Genomic DNA, 17,371 nt, shown 5'->3' on the forward strand with positions numbered 1-17,371 from the left:
CCTGTCCATCAATGGGAGGCTGGCGGGTATGGAACTCGGGGTCCCGCCGCTCTTCTCCGCATTGCGCGGAGCACGCAACGTGTTGATCGCCGGCGCCGGCGGCGGATTCGACGTGTACGCGGGGTTACCGCTCGCCTTCGCGCTGCGCGCCGACGGCGTGGACGTACACCTCGGAAATCTATCCTTCACGCCATTGGAACTGCTGGATATCGACGTGTTCCTCGCGCCCAACCTGGCCGCCGTCGGGCCGGACGTCGCCGGGCTCGACGATTATTTTCCCGAGCGGACGCTCGCCCGCTGGCTGCGTGACGCGCAGATGCCCGCCAATGTTTACGCATTCGCGAAAACCGGCGTGCAACCGCTCCGGGAGGCGTACCGCGAACTCGTCCGCCGCCTGGACATCGACGCGATCGTGCTGGTCGACGGCGGCACCGACATCCTCATGCGCGGCGACGAGTCCGGGCTGGGCACGCCGGCCGAGGACATGACGAGCCTGGCCGCCGTCAACGGGCTGGCCGAGGTGCCGACCCGGCTGGTCACCTGCCTCGGCTTCGGCATCGACGCCTACCACGGGGTGAACCACTCGCAGGTGCTGGAGAACATCGCCGCGCTGGACCGGGCCGGGGCGTACCTCGGCGCCCTGTCGATCCCGTCGGCGAGCGCCGAGGCGCTGCTCTACCGCAGTGCCGTCGCGCACGCGCAGCGCCACACCCCGCTGCGGCCGAGCATCGTCAACGGGCAGATCGCCGCGGCGGTCGGCGGCGAGTTCGGCGACGTGCGCTTCACCCATCGGACCGCGGGCAGCCGGCTCTTCGTCAACCCGCTCATGGCGATCTACTTCTCGTTCACCGTGGCCGGGCTGGCCGCGCGCTCGCTCTACCTGGACCGGCTGGAGGACACGCTCGGCATGCGCCAGGTGGCGGGCCGCATCGAGGCGTTCCGCGCGGAGGTGACGCCGCGGGCGGCCCGCGCGTTTCCGCACTAGGTGTCCCCTCGCGTACCAACGGTGACAAAATGCGCGGGTGGAGGTTGTCACACGCCCGCCCGCTCGGGCGGCGCGCGCACATAGCATCCGGTCATGAACGCCCCAGCGGAGCAACTGCAGGACTGGCGGCGGCTAGCGCTCGGCGTGCTGCGCAAGTCCGGGCTGGCCGGCGACGACACGCCCCCCGAGGCGGTCGAGGACCTGCTGGCCACCGAGACCTATGACGGCCTGCGCGTCGCGCCGCTGTTCACGGCCGCCCACGCGGCGTCCGTCCCGCCGGCCGGGCTGCCCGGCGAGCCGCCGTTCGTGCGCGGCGGCCACGGCGGGCCGCGGCCGTGGGACGTGCGGCAGCGCCACGCCGACCCCGACCCGAAGACGACCCGCGCCGCCGCGCTGGCCGACCTGGAGCACGGTGCGACCTCGCTGTGGCTGGCCGGCATCGCGCCCGGCGACCTCGCCGAGGCGCTCGACGGCGTTTACCTGGAGCTGGCCCCGGTGGTGCTGGACAACGGCGCCGACACCCTGGCGGCGGCCCGCGCGTTCCTGGCGCTGCCCGGTGCGGACAAGTCGGGCAACCTGGGCGCCGACCCGCTCGGCTTTTCCGCCCGTACCGGCGAAAAACCCGACATGTCGGTTATTTCACTGCTGTCGAAAATGTCGGCGATCCCGGTCGCCACCGTCGACGCGACCGTTTACCACAACGCCGGGGCGAGCGACGCCCAGGAGATCGGCTACGCCACCGCCACGGGCGTGGCCTACCTGCGCGAGCTGGTCGGCGCCGGGCTCAGCGCCGGCATGGCGCTGCAGCAGCTCGAGTTCCGCCTCGCCGCGACCGCCGACCAGTTCGCCACGATCGCCAAGCTGCGCGCCGCCCGGCGGATCTGGTCCCGGGTCGCGCAGGTCTGCGAGGCGCCGCACCTGGGCGGGCAGCGCCTGCACGCGGTCACCAGCGACGCGATGATGACCGCCCGCGACCCGTGGTCCAACCTGCTGCGCACGACCGTGGCCTGCTTCGCCGCCGGGGTGGGCGGCGCGGACGCGGTCACCGTGCAGCCGTTCGACGCGCGGCTCGGCCTGCCCGACGGGTTCTCCCGGCGGATCGCCCGCAACACCCAGTCGCTGCTGATCGAGGAGGCCGGGGTCGCCCGGGTGCTCGACCCGGCCGGCGGGTCGTGGTATGCGGAGTGGCTCACCGATGCCCTCGCGCACGCCGCCTGGGACGTGTTCACCGAGGTCGAGCGGGCCGGCGGGATGGCCGCGGCGCTGGCGAGCGGGATGGCCGGCGACCGGATCGGGGCGACCCGGCAGCGGCGCGAGGACGACCTCGCCCACCGCCGCCAGGCGATCACCGGCGTGTCGGAGTTCCCCGACCTCGACGAGCGGCGCCCGGTGCGACCGCCGGCACCGCCGCCGCCTTCGGGCGGCCTCCCGAGGATGTGGTACTCCGGGGGCTTCGAACGGCTGCGTGACGCCGCCGACGCCGCGCCGCGACCCCCGGTGGTGCGCCTGGTCACGCTCGGCTCGCCGGCCGCGCACTCGGCCCGCGCGTCCTTCGCCGGCAACCTGTTCGCGGCCGGCGGCGTGCGGCTGGCCGACGCCCCGTCGCCGGTGGCCTGCATCTGCGGCTCCGACCGCTCGTATGCCGAGGAGGCCGCGGCCACCGCGCAGCGGCTCAAGGCCGAGGGCGTCGCCAAGGTCTGGCTGGCCGGGAAGCCGGCCGGCTACGAGGGCGTCGACGCCTACCTGTACACCGGCTGCGACGCGCTCGAAGTGCTCCGCGAGACACACCGGGACCTGGGAGTGGTGGCGCCGTGATCCCCGACTTCTCCGAGGTTGCCCTCGGTACCCCCCGCGCCGAAACGGGCCCGGTCGACACCGGCGAGGCGTGGCACACGCCGGAGGGCATCGACGTCAAGGGCGTCTACGGCCCCGCGGACCTCGCCGACGTGGAGTTTCTGCACGGGTACCCGGGTATTGCGCCCTTCGTGCGCGGCCCCTACCCGACGATGTACACCACGCAGCCGTGGACGGTGCGGCAGTACGCCGGATTCTCCACCGCCGAGGAGTCCAACGCGTTCTACCGCCGCAACCTCGCCGGCGGCCAGAAGGGCCTGTCGGTCGCCTTCGACCTGGCCACCCACCGCGGCTACGACTCCGACCACCCGCGGGTCGCCGGCGACGTGGGCATGGCCGGCGTGGCCATCGACTCGATCCTCGACATGCGCCGGCTCTTCGAGGGCATCCCGCTGGACCGGATGAGCGTGTCGATGACCATGAACGGCGCGGTACTGCCGGTGCTGGCGCTCTACATCGTCGCCGCCGAGGAGCAGGGTGTGGCCCCGGAGCAGCTGTCCGGGACCATCCAGAACGACATCCTCAAGGAGTTCATGGTCCGCAACACCTACATCTACCCGCCCGGGCCCTCGATGCGGATCATCGGCGACATCTTCGGGTACACCTCGAAGCACATGCCGAAGTTCAACTCCATCTCGATCTCGGGCTACCACATCCAGGAGGCGGGGGCGACCGCCGACCTGGAGCTGGCCTACACGCTCGCCGACGGCGTGGAGTACCTGCGCGCCGGGCGCGACGCCGGCCTCGGCGTCGACGCGTTCGCGCCGCGGCTGTCGTTCTTCTGGGCCATCGGCATGAACTTCTTCATGGAGGTCGCGAAGCTACGCGCCGGCCGGCTGCTGTGGTCGCGGCTGGTGCGTGACTTCGGCGCCGAGAACCCGAAGTCGCTGTCGCTGCGCACGCACTGCCAGACCTCGGGCTGGTCGCTGACCGCGCAGGACGTGTTCAACAACGTGGTGCGCACCTGCGTCGAGGCGATGGCGGCCACCCAGGGGCACACCCAGTCGCTGCACACCAACGCCCTGGACGAGGCCCTCGCGCTGCCGACCGACTTCTCCGCCCGCATCGCCCGCAACACGCAGCTGCTGCTGCAGCAGGAGTCCGGCACCACTCGGGTGATCGACCCGTGGGGCGGCAGCGCCTACGTGGAGCGGCTCACCCACGACCTCGCCCGGCGCGCCTGGGACCACATCGAGGAGGTCGAGCGGGCCGGCGGCATGGCCCGCGCGATCGGCGAGGGCATCCCGAAGCTGCGCATCGAGGAGGCGGCGGCACGCACCCAGGCCCGCATCGACTCGGGCCGGCAGCCGGTCATCGGGGTGAACAAGTACCGCCCGGACACCGACGAGTCGATCGAGGTGCTCAAGGTCGACAACTCCGCCGTGCGCGCGGCGCAGATCGCCCGGCTGCGGCGGCTGCGCGCCGAGCGTGACCAGGCCGCCTGCGACGCGGCGCTGGAGGCGCTCACGGCCGGCGCCGCGAACGGCGCGAACCTGCTGGAGCTGTCCGTGGCCGCGGCCCGCGCGCACGCCACCGTCGGCGAGATCTCCGACGCGCTGGAGCAGGTGTTCGGGCGGCACACGGCGCAGATCCGTACCATCTCCGGCGTGTATCGCGACGAGGCGGCCGGGGCGGGCAACGTGCAACGCGTGCGCGCCGCGACCGACGCGTTCGCCGAGGCCGAGGGGCGCCGCCCGCGCATCCTGGTGGCCAAGATGGGCCAGGACGGCCACGACCGCGGCCAGAAGGTGATCGCGACCGCCTTCGCCGACCTCGGCTTCGACGTCGACGTGGGCCCGCTGTTCTCCACCCCGGAGGAGGTCGCCCGCCAGGCGGTCGAGGCCGACGTGCACATCGTCGGCGTCAACTCCCTCGCCGCCGGCCACCTCACGCTGGTGCCGGCGCTGCGGGCGGAGCTGGCCGCGATGGGCCGCGACGACATCCTGATCGTGGTCGGCGGCGTGATCCCGCCCCAGGACCACGACGAGCTGCGCGCGGCCGGCGCCGCCGCGATCTTCGGCCCCGGCACCGTCATCGCCGACGCCGCCCTGGAGCTGCTGGAGGTGCTGCGATCCCGGTTGCAGCACTGAGCGAGCTCGTCGACGGCGTGCTGGGCGGCTCCCGGGCCTGGATCGCCCGGGCGATCACGCTCGTCGAGTCCACCCGCGCCGACCACCGCGAGCGCGCCCAGGAGCTGCTCGGCGCGCTCGCCCCGCACGCCGGCCGGGCCCGGCGGGTCGGCGTGACCGGCGTGCCGGGCGTCGGCAAGTCCACCTTCATCGACGCGCTCGGCACGCGGCTCACGGCGGCGGGCCACAAGGTCGCGGTGCTCGCCGTCGACCCGTCCTCGACCCGCACCGGCGGCAGCATCCTGGGCGACAAGACGAGGATGACCCGGCTGGCGGCCGACCCCGCCGCGTTCGTGCGCCCCTCCCCCACCTCCGGCACGCTCGGCGGCGTGGCCCGGGCCACCCGGGAGGCGATGGTGGTGGTCGAGGCGGCGGGTTATGACGTGGTACTCGTGGAGACGGTCGGCGTCGGGCAGTCCGAGACCGCGGTCGCCGACATGGTCGACACGTTCCTGCTGCTGGCCCTGGCCCGCACCGGCGACCAGCTGCAGGGGATCAAGAAGGGCGTGCTGGAGCTGGCCGACGTGATCGCGGTCAACAAGGCCGACGGCCCGCACGAGCCCGACGCCCGGGCCGCGGCCCGCGAGCTGTCCGGCGCCCTGCGGCTGCTGCGCACCGGCCGCGACGCCTGGCAGGCCCCGGTCGTGACGTGCAGCGGCCTGACCGGCGCCGGCCTGCCCGAGCTGTGGGCGCAGGTCGCCCGCCACCACGACACCCTGGACGCCTCGGGCGCGCTGCGCACCAAGCGCGAGCGCCAGCAGCTGGGCTGGGTCTGGTCGATGACCCGCGACGCGCTGCTGGACGGCCTGCGCACCAGCCCCGCGGTGCGCGAGCTGGCCCCGCGGGTCGAGCGCGACGTACTGGCCGGCACGATCACCCCGGTCCAGGCCGCCGAGGCCCTGCTGTCCGCCTTTCACGGCGGTTCGCCGGCTTAGGTTGTACGGCATGTGGCGCATCACGGTGAACCGCACGTGTATCGGCTCGGGCAGCTGCGTGGGCATCGCGCCCGCCCGGTTCGCGCTGGACGACGCCGAGGGCCGCTCGCACCCCGTGACCCCGGACGTGGAGCCGGACGAGGCCGTGCTCGACGCGGTCGCCTCCTGCCCGATGGAGGCGATCTCGGTGCTCGACCTGGAGACCGGCGAGCCCGTCGAGGTCTAGCGCGACCGGCTCGCCCCGCCGGCCAGCCCCCGCGGCGACCGGGCTCGGCGGCTAGCCGGCGAGCGGGCCGCCGGCGTGGACGATGAGCACGCCGGCCGCGGCGGCGGTCAGCAGGGTCAGCACCGGGCCGCGGCGCAGGGCCAGCAGGAGCACGGCGGCGCCGGCGAGGACGGCATACTGCCACGGCTCGCTCAGCTCCAGGGCCAGCGGGACGGCCGAGCCGAGGATCGCCCCGATCGCACCGGGGCCGGCCCCGTCGAGGAAGACGCGCACCACCCGGTTGCCCCGCAGCCGGTCGAAGCGGTCCGCGCCGAACAGCACGAACGCGAACGACGGGCTGAACGCGACCGCGGCGGCCAGCAGCCCGCCGCCGAGCCCCGCCGCGGCGTAGCCGACCACGGCCACGGTGTGCACCACGGGCCCGGGGGTGATCTGGCCGAACGCGACCGCGTTGAGGAACTGCGCGCCGGTCATCCAGTGGTAGTGATCGACGGCGTCGGCCTGCATGAGCGGGATGATGACGAAGCCGCCGCCGTACGACAGGGCACCGACCTTGATCGCGACCCACGCGACGGTCAGCAGCACCCCGCCGCCGAGCCCGGCCGCGGCGAGCACCGGCAGACCCGGTGCCGGGCCTCGGCGCGGCGCGACCGGGACGCGCTGCGCGGCGATCTCGACGAAGCCGCACACGATGAGCAGCAGCACGAGCCAGGGCCCGATGGTGGCGGCCGCGACGGCGCCGGCGAGCAGGTACAGCACCCATCGCGAACGGCTGCTCTGCTGCTTCGCGCGCCGCCAGGCCGCCGGGATGAGGCCGATCCCGGCCTGCACGGCCACCGCGGCGACGGCGGCGCCCGCGCCCGCCCCGGCGGCCTTGACCCACGCCGGCGGGTCGGTCTCGAGGTAGAGCGCCGACAGGGCGAGGATGAGGATCAGCCCGGGCACGATGAACGCGGCGCCGCCGACCAGGGCGCCGACCCGGCCGCGGACCCGCCAGGCGCAGAAGATCGCCAGCTGGGTCGAGGCCGGCCCGGGCAGCAGGTTGCAGGCGGCGATCGCGTCCTCGAACTCCTGCGCGTCGAGCCACTTGCGGTCCTCGACGCACAGCTTGCGCAGCAGCGCGATGTGCGCCGGCGGGCCGCCGAAGCCGACGCAGCCGATCCGGCCCCACTCCCGCAGCACGGTGGCCAGGCTCACCCGCTCCGGCGCGGTCACGGCGCCACCGGACCGTCGGCGGCGATGACGTGCAGCAGGAACTCGATGCGCTCGGCCAACTCGGTCGCGACCCGGTCGAACGCCGGCCGGCCGGCCGGGTCCGCGGCCGGGTCGGGGATGCTCCAGTGCACCGCCGCCGGCGCGCCCGGGAACTCGGGGCACACCTCGCGCACCCGGTCGCACAGCGTGATCACGTGGCCGAAGTGCTGCCCGGCGAACTCGTCGAGGTGCTTGGGCCGGGCGCCGCGCAGGTCGATGCCGCGGGCGGCCATCGCCGCGACCGCGTCCGGATGGATCGGCTTGGGCCGGCTGCCGGCGCTGAACGCCGCCACCACGCCGCCGGAGCGGTGGCGCAGCAGCGCCTCGGCCATCTGCGAGCGGGAGCTGTTGCCGGTGCACAGGAACAGCACCCGGGTCGCCGCCGGGGCCGCCGCCGCGGGCGGGCCGAGCCGCAGCCCGGGGTGCAGCGCCCCGCCGGCCGCGGCCAGCAGCTGCCCGCAGCGGGTCAGGTCGAGGCGGTAGTAGACGTCCCGGCCGTCGGCGGAGGAGCGCCGGGTGCCGACCAGCCGCGCCTGGCGCAGCCGGCCCAGATGGTACGACACGAGACTCTGCTTGCGCCCCACGAGCGCGGTGAGCTCGTGCACCTGCCGATCGCCTCGGGCCAGCTCACCGAGCAGCCGCCAGCGCACCGGATGCGCCGCGGCCCGCACGAACGCCGGCAGCTCCGTTTGTCCCACGGCCGGCAGAATACATCAAACCGATTTGATGTACCGAAGCGCTCAACCGATCCGCCGGCGGACCGATGGGGAGGAGGACATGTCCAGACCTCCCTGGATCCTGGCCGCCCTGTGCGCGCTCGCGATCCTGCTGACACCGGCCGCCGCGTCCGCCGCGCCACCCGCGCCGAGCCCTGGCCCCGAGGGCGGCACCGCCGAGCTCGCGCAGCAGCTCGACGCGGCCAACCGGGCCTACATCGACGCCCAGAACGCGCTCGACGCCTCCCACCGGCGCCAGGCCGAGCTCGCCGCGCAGCAGGCGGAGCTGGAGCGGCGGTACGACCGGCTGAGCGCCGACACCGAGACCATCACGGTCGCCGCCTACACCAACGGCGGCGGGATGCGGGACCTGGCCGCGGTCCTGGACAGCCCGACGCCGGGCGTCTTCGCCGACCGGGTGAGCATCCTGGAGCTGGTCGCCCGCCGGCAGAACGAGCAGCTGCGCAAGGTCGCCGCGGTGCGTGACCAGCTGGCCGCGACCAAGGCGGCCATGGATGCCGAGGTGGCCCGGCAGCAGGACCAGCTCGCCGTCATGGCCGAGCAGAAGGCCGAGGTGGAGGCGGCGCTCGTCGCGGCCCAGAACCTGGAGGCCCAGCTCGACCTCGACGCCGCCGCCACCGCGAGCGGGACGGCGCCGGCGGTGAACGCCGCACCGGCCCCGCGCCGGGCCGACGGCTCGTGGCCGGCCGAGACGTGCAGCCTGCCCGACCCGACCACGAAGGGCTGCCTGACCCCGCGCACGCTGCACGCGCTGCAGCAGGTGCGGCTGGCCGGCTTCGGCCACTTCGTGTCGTGCTGGCGGCCGCCGGGCCAGCCGTACGAGCACCCGAAGGGCCGGGCCTGCGACTTCGCCGCCGACCCGGACGGCTTCGGCGGCGTCGCGACCGGCGCGGCGAGGGACTACGGCACGGCGCTGGCCACGTGGCTGGTGCGCAACGCCGAGGCGCTGGGCGTGATGTACGTGATCTGGTTCCACCAGATCTGGACGCCGGCCGCGGGCTGGCACGCCTACCGCAGCGGCAACGGCGATCCGAGCAGCGACCATACGAACCACGTCCACCTCTCCATCTACTAGACATTGACGGTGGTGCAGGTCCCATGGTCTGATCCGAGAACTCTTCACGTTCCGGAACAGAGGAGACCGCCCGTGTACCTGATCCGCCGTGCCGCACTGGTGGCGACGCTCGTCGCCGCCGGCGCCCTGGCCGTGCCCGCCGCGCCGGCCGCCGCCGCCTTACCCACCGCCGCCGTCGCGCTGGGCGACAGCTTCATCAGCGGCGAGGGGGCCGGAAGCTATCAGCCGGTCGTCGACGTCAACGGGGTCGCCCAGGGCTTCCCCGGCTGGTCGGCGGCGAACAGCAACGCCTACTTCTGCCACCGCTCGGCCAACGCCTCGCTGCTGCAGGCGAGCCTGCCGGGCATCGCGGACCGCTACAACCTCGCCTGCTCGGGCGGCCGCCCCGCCGACTTCACCGCGCCGTCCTCCGCCCGCGACAAGGGCCGCGCGGTCGCCGCCCAGCTCGACCAGCTCCGCGCGGTCGCGCAGACCCACGACATCGACCTGGTCCTGATCGGGCTCGGCTCGAACAACAGCTCGTTCACCTTCGGCGACGTGGCGGAGAAGTGCGCCAACCGCTTCATCGCCGACGCGTGGACCGGCTGGTGGGAGTTCTGGGCGTACCTCAACGGCCCGGTCGAGCAGTCCCCGTGCTCCGCCGCCGACCTGGCCACCGCCGCGCAGTACGCCGCGGCCCAGGCCGAGACGATCACCGCCGTCCGCCAGCTGCTCGTCACCCTCGACCAGGTCGACGCCGACCACCAGCACCGGGTCGTGTTCCAGGACTACACCAACCCGCTGCCGTTCGACCTGGACCCGTCCTACTGGGAGGCCGACGGCCGCCAGGACGACCGGGACAAGTTCCGCGAGCTCGGCGCGGTGCGGTACGCCGCCGGCTGCCCGATCCACCGCGCCAGCCTGGCCGCCGGCCACCTGTTCTCGCAGGGCCTGGGCACCCTGGTGCAGAACGTGCGCAACACCATGGCCACCGAGTTCCCGAGCGCCGACCTGGTGTTCCTGGACGTGCAGCACGCCTTCGACGGCGCCCGGCTGTGCGAGCACCCGGGCAGCCCGGCGGGTGCCCTGGCCACCCCGATCCGGCTGCAGGACGGCCCGACCGGCACGTTCGTCACGAGCCTGTCCGGCAAGGACAAGATCGCGATCGAGCGCATCGCCAACACCTGCGCGTCGTACTTCCAGACCTGCCAGGAGTCCTGGCACCCGACCGCCGCCGGCCAGGCGGTCCTGGCCCGCTGCCTGAACACGGCCGCGGTGACCCCCGCCCGCGCCGTGACCTGCACCCGCCAGCCCGACGGCACCATCCTCACCACCTGACCGCCCCGCCCGGATTTTCCGGTTTTGCCCACTCGTGCACATGACGCAGCCCACTAGGCCGGACCGACCGTAAGTCTCCGCGATCATGCACGCACCGATCCGGACACCACGGGTTTTTCATGATCACGGAGCGTTAGTGTACCCATGGGTACATTACGTCTCCGCGATCATGAAAAACCGACGGTATTGAAGCGGCATGCGCATGATCGCGGAGACTTACGGTCGCCCGCCGGACCGGGACAGGCACGGCGCCGCGCCGGCCCAACCCGTGGCGCGGAACTCCTAGCCGCGCCGGCCACCGGCGGCGGCACGGGGAGAGACTGGCCTACCCTCGCCGCCGGCGGGCTGACCTCCGCCGACCCGGCGGCCGACTGCCGGGACCAGGCCGGGCCAGGCCGGGCCAAGCCGGGCCAAGCCGGGCCAAGCCGGGCCAAGCCGGGCCAAGCCGGGCCGAGCCCGGGCGGGGCCGAGCCCGGGCGCCGCGAGTCGGAGTGGGATGGGTGCGGGGCGGGGCGGGCGGGGCGGCGGGCGGCTTAGGGGGTTACGGCCTTCAGGGCGGTGAGCAGGGCCTCGACCGCTGGGAGGTGGGCGCGGCCGGCGGTCACGTAGGCGTCCAGGCGGCGGGCGCCCGCGCCCGGCAGGGTGGTCACGCACACCTCGGCGCGGTCGGCGCCGCGCAGGGCGAGGTCCGGGGCGATCGTCGCGCCGTGGCCGGCCGCGACCAGGGCCAGCACCGCCGGGTAGTCGATGCAGGCGTGGACGCGGCGCGGGGTGAAGCCGCGCTCCCGGCCCAGCCGGTCCAGGACCTGGCCGGTGGTCGAGGTCGGCGGGCCGGCGATCCACGGGCGGTCGGCGAGGTCGGCGTAGGAGGTGACCGGGGACCAGCCGACCGGGACGACGACGCGGTACGGGTCCTCACCCAGCGGTACCAACGTCACCTGACGGCGGGTCTCGGAGCCCAGCGTCGCGTCACGCTCGGTGATGGTCAGGTCGATGCCGCCCAGGCGTAGCTCGCGCAGGGCGGGCGCGCCCTCCAGCTCGGTGATCGAGCAGGTCACGTCGGGGTGGTCGGCGGCGAGGCGGGCCATCGCCGGCACCAGCAGGTAGCGGATCACGGTCGGGAAGGCGGCCACCCGGACCAGGCCGGCGGCGCGGCCCGACATCGCGGCCAGCTCGGCCTCGGCGGCCGTGAGCTCGCGGGCGATCGCCTCGGCGCGGGCGGCCAGGACGCGGCCGGCCGCGGTGAGCACGGCGCGGCGGCCGGAGCGGTCGACCAGCGGGCGGCCGACACTGTGCTCGAGCTGCGCCAGCTGCTGGGAGACCGCGGACGGGGTCACGTGCAGCGCGGCGGCGGCGCCGGCCAGCGTGCCGCGGCGGGCGATGGCGGCGAGCACCGCCAGGCGGCGCGGGTCGAGGTCCACAGTTCAGCCCTACTGAAGTCCAGCTGTAGAGATTCTTGTTCACACATTAGCGGTACTGCATGACAGCATCGATCGCATGGGAATCTTCACCGCGCTGCTGGGCTGGGTGGGCGCGGCGCTCGTGCTGGTCGCCTACGCGCTGGTCTCGGCCAAGCGGCTGGCCGGCGACGGGCTGCCGTTCCAGGTCATGAACATCGCCGGGGCGGTGACGCTCGCGGTGAACTCGGCGGCCAGCAACGCCTGGCCGTCGGTGGTGGTCAACGTGGTGTGGGTCGGCATCGGTGGCGTGGCCATGTTCCGGCTGGCCCGCCGGGCGCGTCAGAGGGAGTACCAGGGCGCCCGGATGCGGTAGAAGGCGAACTCGGCCGGGGTCGCGCAGGCGAGGTACTCGTGGCTCCACGTGCAGGCGTCCGGGCGGGCGTCGAGGCTGCCGAGCTCGCGGGCAACGCCCCGGCCGGCGGCGACGCCGACCCACGGATACGGGCCGGGCGGCGGGATGGCGGGCAGCAGCAGGTAGCTGCCCTCGTCGAGGCGGGCGGCGCGCTTGCCGGGCCAGCTGGCGACGGTCTGGCCGGACGCGTCGAGCAGGCTTTCGGTGACGCCGATCGCCTGGGTCGCGGTGCGGACCATGATCCGGTCGCCGACCGGCACCGCCTGCGAGGGGCGCTCGGCGGCGGCGCGGAACACGACGTCGCCGGTGTCGGCGTCGAGATCGGTCAGGTGGTGCTCCTCGCCGATGCACACCCGCCGCTCGCCGCAGGCGCCCACGAACAGCGCCCGGGCCTGCCGGTCCGGCGAGTCCCACGTCCACTGCGGCCGGGCCAGGCGGGTGCGGTCGTAGGCGCGCACCTGGAAGCCGGCGTCGTGGGTGACGACGAAGATCTGGTTCTCGTACGGGTACACCAGGTCGCCGGGGCCGGCCACGCCGGTCCCGGAGCCGATCGGGTGGCCGCCGGCCAGGCCGACGACCTCCAGACCGCGATCGGCGGTGGCGCGCACGATGTGCGGGTCGACGGTCAGCGCCTCGTCGATCGGCTGGCCGGTGATCGAGGTCGGCACCTGCTGGCCGCTCCAGTTGTCGACCTGCCACCAGCTGCCGGCCCCGCCGGGCTGGTCGAACGCGGCCGTCTGCTTGCCGGTGCCGACGTCGGTGACGGTCAGGCGGTGGTCGGTCGCGGCGTACCGCACCAGATATTTGCCGATGAGCGACCATCGGTCGCCGGGGTCCATGTCGAAGGTCGCGAACGGCGCGCCGTTGTTGGCGTTGAGCAGCGTCAGGCGGCGGTGGCCGGCCGGGTCGGGCAGGCCGGTGATCAGGATCATGCCGCGGGCGGCGCGGAAGGTGTCGACGGCGGTGAGGGCGGTGTTGACCCACAGCGGGGCGGCGCCGGGCTTGTCGGAGTCGACGGCGCGCAGATCGTAGTGGCCGTCGCCGGTCGGGCGGCCGAGGAAGGCGCGGCCGCCGTCGAGGTAGGCGTGGGCGCCCTCGGTGCCGGCGGGCAGCGCGACCCCGCCGATCCGGCTGAGCCGGTCAAATCCGTACGGGCGCTGGCTCACCCGGTACACCACGGAAAACACCAGCAGCGCGACGGCGAGCACGGCGACCGCGGCGGCCGACCACCGCGCACGCCGCGAAAGCCAGAGCGACCGACGCGGGCGCAGGTCGTCGGCGAGGGCGTGCGTGTGCACCCGCCGACACTACCTCGTGATCGGCGGCGGCGCGGGTCACGAGAAGCTGTTCGGACCCAGCAGGGCCTTCAGGTCGCCCTTCAGCGCGGTGGTCGGGTTGACGTGATAGGGGCCCAGGCGCAGCAGGGTGACCCGCGAGCCGTGGCTGAGCTTCACGTGCACCTCGGCCTTGCCCGGGTGGTTGATCAGGATCTCCTTGAGCCGGTCGACCAGCGGCGGCGTGCAGCGGGTGGCCGGCAGGGACAGCACGACCGGCCGGTTCTCGTCGGTCACGGTGATGTCCGGCATGGACAGGTCCATCGCCATCAGCCGGGGCGTCTCGTCGCGCCGGTCGACGCGGCCCTTCACCACGACGATCGCGTCCTCGGCGATGTACTGCCCGACGAGCTCGTACGTATTGGGGAAGAACAGCGCCTCGACCGCGCCGCCGAGGTCCTCCAGCGTCGCCGACGCCCACGGCTTGCCCTGCTTGGTGATGCGCCGCTGGACGCCGGTGAGCATGCCGGCGAGCGTGACCACGGCGCCGTCGGGCACCGCGCCCTCCTCGGACAGGCTGCTGATCGCGGTGTCGGCGGCCTTCTGCAGCACCGGCTCCAGGCCGAACAGCGGGTGATCGGAGACGTACAACCCGAGCATCTCCCGCTCGAACGTGAGCAACTCGCGCTTGTCCCACTCGATCTGCGGGATCGCCACCGTCATCGCCGAGCCGGCCGACGCCTTGTCGTCGGCGCCGAACGCGTCGCCGAACAGGTCGAACTGCCCGATGGCCTCGTTCTTCTTGATGTCGGCGTAGTTGTCGATCGCGTCGGCGTGGATGGCCAGCAGGCCACGGCGCGGGTGGCCCATCGAGTCGAACGCGCCCGCCTTGATCAGAGACTCGATCGTCTTCTTGTTGCAGACCACGGCGTCGACCTTGGACAGGAAGTCGTCGAAGTCGCGGTACGGCCCGTTCGCCGTCTGCCGGCACCGCACGATCGCGTCGACGACGTTGTGCCCGACGTTGCGCACGGCGGCGAGGCCGAAGCGGATGTCCTTGCCGACCGGGGTGAACGGGCCGCTGGACTCGTTGACGTCGGGCGGCAGCACCTCGATGCCCATGCGCCGGCACTCGGCCAGATACATGGCCATCTTGTCCTTGTCGTCGCCGACGCTGGTCAGCAGGCCGGCCATGTATTCGGCCGGGAAGTTCGCCTTGAGGTACGCCGTCCAGTACGACACCAGCCCGTAGCCGGCCGTGTGCGCCTTGTTGAACGCGTAGTCGGCGAACGGCACGAGCACGTCCCACAGCTTCTGGATCGCCTCGTCGCTGTAGCCGTTGCCGCGCATGCCGTCGCGGAACGGCACGAACTCCTTCTCCAGGACCTCTTTCTTCTTCTTGCCCATGGCCCGGCGCAGCAGGTCGGCCTGGCCCAGCGTGTAGCCGGCCAGCTTCTGCGCGGCGCGCTGCACCTGCTCCTGGTAGACGATCAGGCCGTAGGTCGGGCCGAGGATCTCCTTGAGCGGCTCCTCCAGCTCGGGGTGAATCGGGGTTATCTCCTGCTGGCCGTTCTTGCGCAGCGCGTAGTTGGTGTGCGAGTTCGCGCCCATCGGGCCGGGCCGGTAGAGCGCCAGCACCGCGGAGATGTCCTCGAAGTTGTCCGGCTTCATCAGCCGCAGCAGCGAGCGCATCGGCCCGCCGTCGAGCTGGAACACGCCGAGCGTGTCGCCGCGGGCCAGCAGCTCGTAGGCGGCCTTGTCGTCCAGCTGCAGCGACAGCAGGTCGAGGTCGATGCCCCGGGCCTTGATGTTCTTCACCGCGTCGTCGATGATCGTCAGGTTGCGCAGGCCGAGGAAGTCCATCTTCAGCAGGCCGAGCGTCTCACACGTCGGGTAGTCGAACTGCGTGATGATCGCCCCGTCGGCGTCGCGCCGCATCAGCGGCACGTGGTCGATGAGCGGCTCCGCGGACATGATCACACCGGCCGCGTGCACACCGGTCTGGCGGATCAGCCCCTCGATCCCCTTGGCGGTCTCGACGACCTTCTTGACGTCGGGATCGCTGTCATACAGCGCCCGGAACTCGACCGCCTCGGAGTAGCGCGGGTGGTTGGGGTCGAAAATGCCGGACAGCGGGATGTCCTTGCCCATCACCGCCGGCGGCATGGCCTTGGTGATCTTGTCGCCGACCGCGAACGGATAGCCCAGGACCCGCGCGGAGTCCTTGATCGCCGCTTTTGCCTTGATGGTACCGAATGTTGCGATCTGCGCGACCCGGTCCTCGCCCCACTTCTCGGTGACGTAGCGGATCACGTCACCGCGCCGGCGCTCGTCGAAGTCGATGTCGATGTCGGGCATCGAGACGCGGTCGGGGTTGAGGAACCGCTCGAAGATCAGCCCGTGCGGCAGCGGATCGAGGTCGGTGATGCCCATCGCGTAGGCGACCAGGCTACCGGCGGCGGAGCCACGCCCGGGCCCGACGGCGATGCCCTGGTTCTTGGCCCACATGATGAAGTCCGAGACGACGAGGAAGTACGCCGGGAAGCCCATCGACACGATGATGTCGGTCTCGTACTCCGCCTGGCGCCGGTGCTCCTCGTCGACGCCGCCCGGGAAGCGCCACGCCATGCCGCGGGCGACCTCCTTACGGAAGAACGACTCCTCGGTCTCGCCCTCCGGCACCGGGAAGCGCGGCATCAGGTTGTGGAACTCGAACATGCCCTCGATGTCGACCTTCTCGGCCACCAGCAGCGTGTTGCGGCAGCCCCGCTGCCACAGGTCCGAGGAGTCGACGGCGCGCATCTCGTCGGCCGACTTGATGTAGTAGCCCGACCCGCCGAACTTGAACCGGTTGGGATCGTTGACGTTGGCCGCGGTCTGCACGCACAGCAGCACGTCGTGGGCCTCGGCCTGGCTCTGGTGCGTGTAGTGCGAGTCGTTGGTCACCACGGGCGGGATGTTGAGCCGCTTGGAGATCTCGGTGAGCCCCTCGCGGACCCGCCGCTCGATGTCCAGGCCGTGGTCCATGACCTCCAGGAAGTAGTTCTCCTTGCCGAAGATCTCCTGGTACCGCGCGGCGGCCTGCAGCGCCTCGTCGAACTGCTCCAGCCGCAGCCGGGTCTGCACCTCGCCCGACGGGCACCCGGTCGTGGCCATCAGCCCTTCGGCGTGCTCGGCGATGATCTCGGCGTCCATCCGCGGCCACTTCACGAAGTGGCCCTCGATCGACGCTCGGGAGTTGAGCCGGAACAGGTTGTGCAGGCCGGTCTTGTTGCGCGCCCAGATCGTCTTGTGCGTGTACCCGCCGGAGCCGGACACGTCGTCGTCCTTCTGGTCCGGCCGCCCCCACCGGATGCGCTGCTTGGTCAGCCGCGACTCGGGCGCGACATACGCCTCGACCCCCAGGATCGGCGTGACACCGGCCGCTTTCGCCTGCTTGTAGAAGTCGTACGCCCCGTGCATGTTGCCGTGGTCGGTGATCGCGACGGCGGGCATCCCGAGCCGCTTCGCCTCGGCGAACATCTCTTTCAGGCGTGCCGCTCCGTCAAGCATGGAGTACTCGGTGTGCACGTGGAGATGCACGAACGAGTCGGCCATGCTCAACCCCCTGGGGCTCGGTCTGACGGGTTCCGGCGGATCACACTAGTCACCTTTCGGCCCAGACGCACCGACCTTCACTGGCGTGTGGGGCGTCTCTCCCGTTTGGTTTTCGGGGGAGGCCGGGGGGAACCCGGCGGGCGCGCCCACCGACGTTCTTGGCCGGAGCCGCTCCC

The 17,371-nt window shown here is 72.9% G+C and carries 13 protein-coding genes; 8 read left to right on the forward strand and 5 right to left on the reverse strand.

Going from position 1 to position 17,371, the window contains the following annotated elements:
• Nucleotides 1–28 precede the first annotated feature (28 nt).
• The 5 genes from ACQPXD_RS38855 to ACQPXD_RS38875 all read left to right on the forward strand — a co-directional run bounded on the left by ACQPXD_RS38855 (nt 29) and on the right by ACQPXD_RS38875 (nt 6,129).
• Entirely contained in the window at nt 29–985 is a 957-nt protein-coding gene (locus tag ACQPXD_RS38855) for a DUF1152 domain-containing protein (RefSeq protein WP_432827063.1), read from the forward strand.
• A 93-nt stretch (nt 986–1,078) separates the two neighbouring features.
• A complete protein-coding gene (locus ACQPXD_RS38860) occupies nt 1,079–2,800 on the forward strand; it encodes a methylmalonyl-CoA mutase family protein (protein WP_432827065.1) in 1,722 nt (573 codons plus the stop codon).
• Nucleotides 2,797–4,929: a methylmalonyl-CoA mutase gene (gene scpA / locus ACQPXD_RS38865; RefSeq protein WP_432827067.1), complete on the forward strand. Its 2,133-nt coding sequence runs from the start codon at nt 2,797–2,799 to the stop codon at nt 4,927–4,929. The genes ACQPXD_RS38860 and scpA overlap by 4 nt, the downstream gene beginning before the upstream one ends.
• Before the next feature lie 17 nt (nt 4,930–4,946).
• Nucleotides 4,947–5,903, forward strand: a complete 957-nt coding sequence (gene meaB, locus ACQPXD_RS38870) for a methylmalonyl Co-A mutase-associated GTPase MeaB (protein WP_432827069.1) — start codon at nt 4,947–4,949, stop codon at nt 5,901–5,903.
• A gap of 10 nt (nt 5,904–5,913) precedes the next feature.
• Nucleotides 5,914–6,129 (forward strand): ferredoxin, encoded by a 216-nt coding sequence (locus ACQPXD_RS38875; RefSeq protein ID WP_432827071.1) that lies wholly within the window; start codon nt 5,914–5,916, stop codon nt 6,127–6,129.
• A gap of 51 nt (nt 6,130–6,180) precedes the next feature.
• On the opposite strand, the gene chrA is transcribed toward ACQPXD_RS38875, so the two are convergent.
• Both chrA and ACQPXD_RS38885 read right to left on the reverse strand, forming a co-directional pair.
• On the reverse strand, nt 6,181–7,344 hold the full coding sequence (chrA, locus tag ACQPXD_RS38880) for a chromate efflux transporter (protein ID WP_432827073.1): 1,164 nt from the start codon (nt 7,342–7,344) through the stop codon (nt 6,181–6,183).
• Complete coding sequence (locus tag ACQPXD_RS38885; RefSeq protein ID WP_432827075.1) at nt 7,341–8,081, reverse strand: metalloregulator ArsR/SmtB family transcription factor; 741 nt, start codon at nt 8,079–8,081, stop codon at nt 7,341–7,343. The genes chrA and ACQPXD_RS38885 overlap by 4 nt, the downstream gene beginning before the upstream one ends.
• 79 nt (nt 8,082–8,160) lie before the next feature.
• Between ACQPXD_RS38885 and ACQPXD_RS38890 the strand changes: the two genes are divergently transcribed.
• Both ACQPXD_RS38890 and ACQPXD_RS38895 read left to right on the forward strand, forming a co-directional pair.
• Nucleotides 8,161–9,195: a coiled-coil domain-containing protein gene (locus ACQPXD_RS38890; protein ID WP_432827077.1), complete on the forward strand. Its 1,035-nt coding sequence runs from the start codon at nt 8,161–8,163 to the stop codon at nt 9,193–9,195.
• 96 nt (nt 9,196–9,291) lie between these two features.
• Complete coding sequence (locus ACQPXD_RS38895; protein WP_432844118.1) at nt 9,292–10,512, forward strand: hypothetical protein; 1,221 nt, start codon at nt 9,292–9,294, stop codon at nt 10,510–10,512.
• A gap of 533 nt (nt 10,513–11,045) precedes the next feature.
• On the opposite strand, the gene ACQPXD_RS38900 is transcribed toward ACQPXD_RS38895, so the two are convergent.
• A complete protein-coding gene (locus ACQPXD_RS38900) occupies nt 11,046–11,933 on the reverse strand; it encodes a LysR family transcriptional regulator (protein WP_432827079.1) in 888 nt (295 codons plus the stop codon).
• A 76-nt stretch (nt 11,934–12,009) separates the two neighbouring features.
• Here ACQPXD_RS38900 and ACQPXD_RS38905 point away from each other — a divergent pair, with 76 nt between their 5' ends.
• On the forward strand, nt 12,010–12,285 hold the full coding sequence (locus ACQPXD_RS38905; RefSeq protein WP_432827081.1) for a CBU_0592 family membrane protein: 276 nt from the start codon (nt 12,010–12,012) through the stop codon (nt 12,283–12,285).
• Here ACQPXD_RS38905 and ACQPXD_RS38910 read toward each other — a convergent pair.
• Entirely contained in the window at nt 12,252–13,622 is a 1,371-nt protein-coding gene (locus tag ACQPXD_RS38910; RefSeq protein WP_432827083.1) for a hypothetical protein, read from the reverse strand. The two genes, ACQPXD_RS38905 and ACQPXD_RS38910, sit on opposite strands and share 34 nt — an antisense overlap.
• A 36-nt stretch (nt 13,623–13,658) precedes the next feature.
• Nucleotides 13,659–17,195, reverse strand: coding sequence for a DNA polymerase III subunit alpha (gene dnaE / locus ACQPXD_RS38915; protein ID WP_432827085.1), 3,537 nt, complete (start codon nt 17,193–17,195; stop codon nt 13,659–13,661).
• Nucleotides 17,196–17,371 lie beyond the last annotated feature (176 nt).

Source organism: Dactylosporangium sp. CA-092794, from assembly GCF_050948465.1.
In the GTDB taxonomy this organism is placed as follows: domain Bacteria; phylum Actinomycetota; class Actinomycetes; order Mycobacteriales; family Micromonosporaceae; genus Dactylosporangium.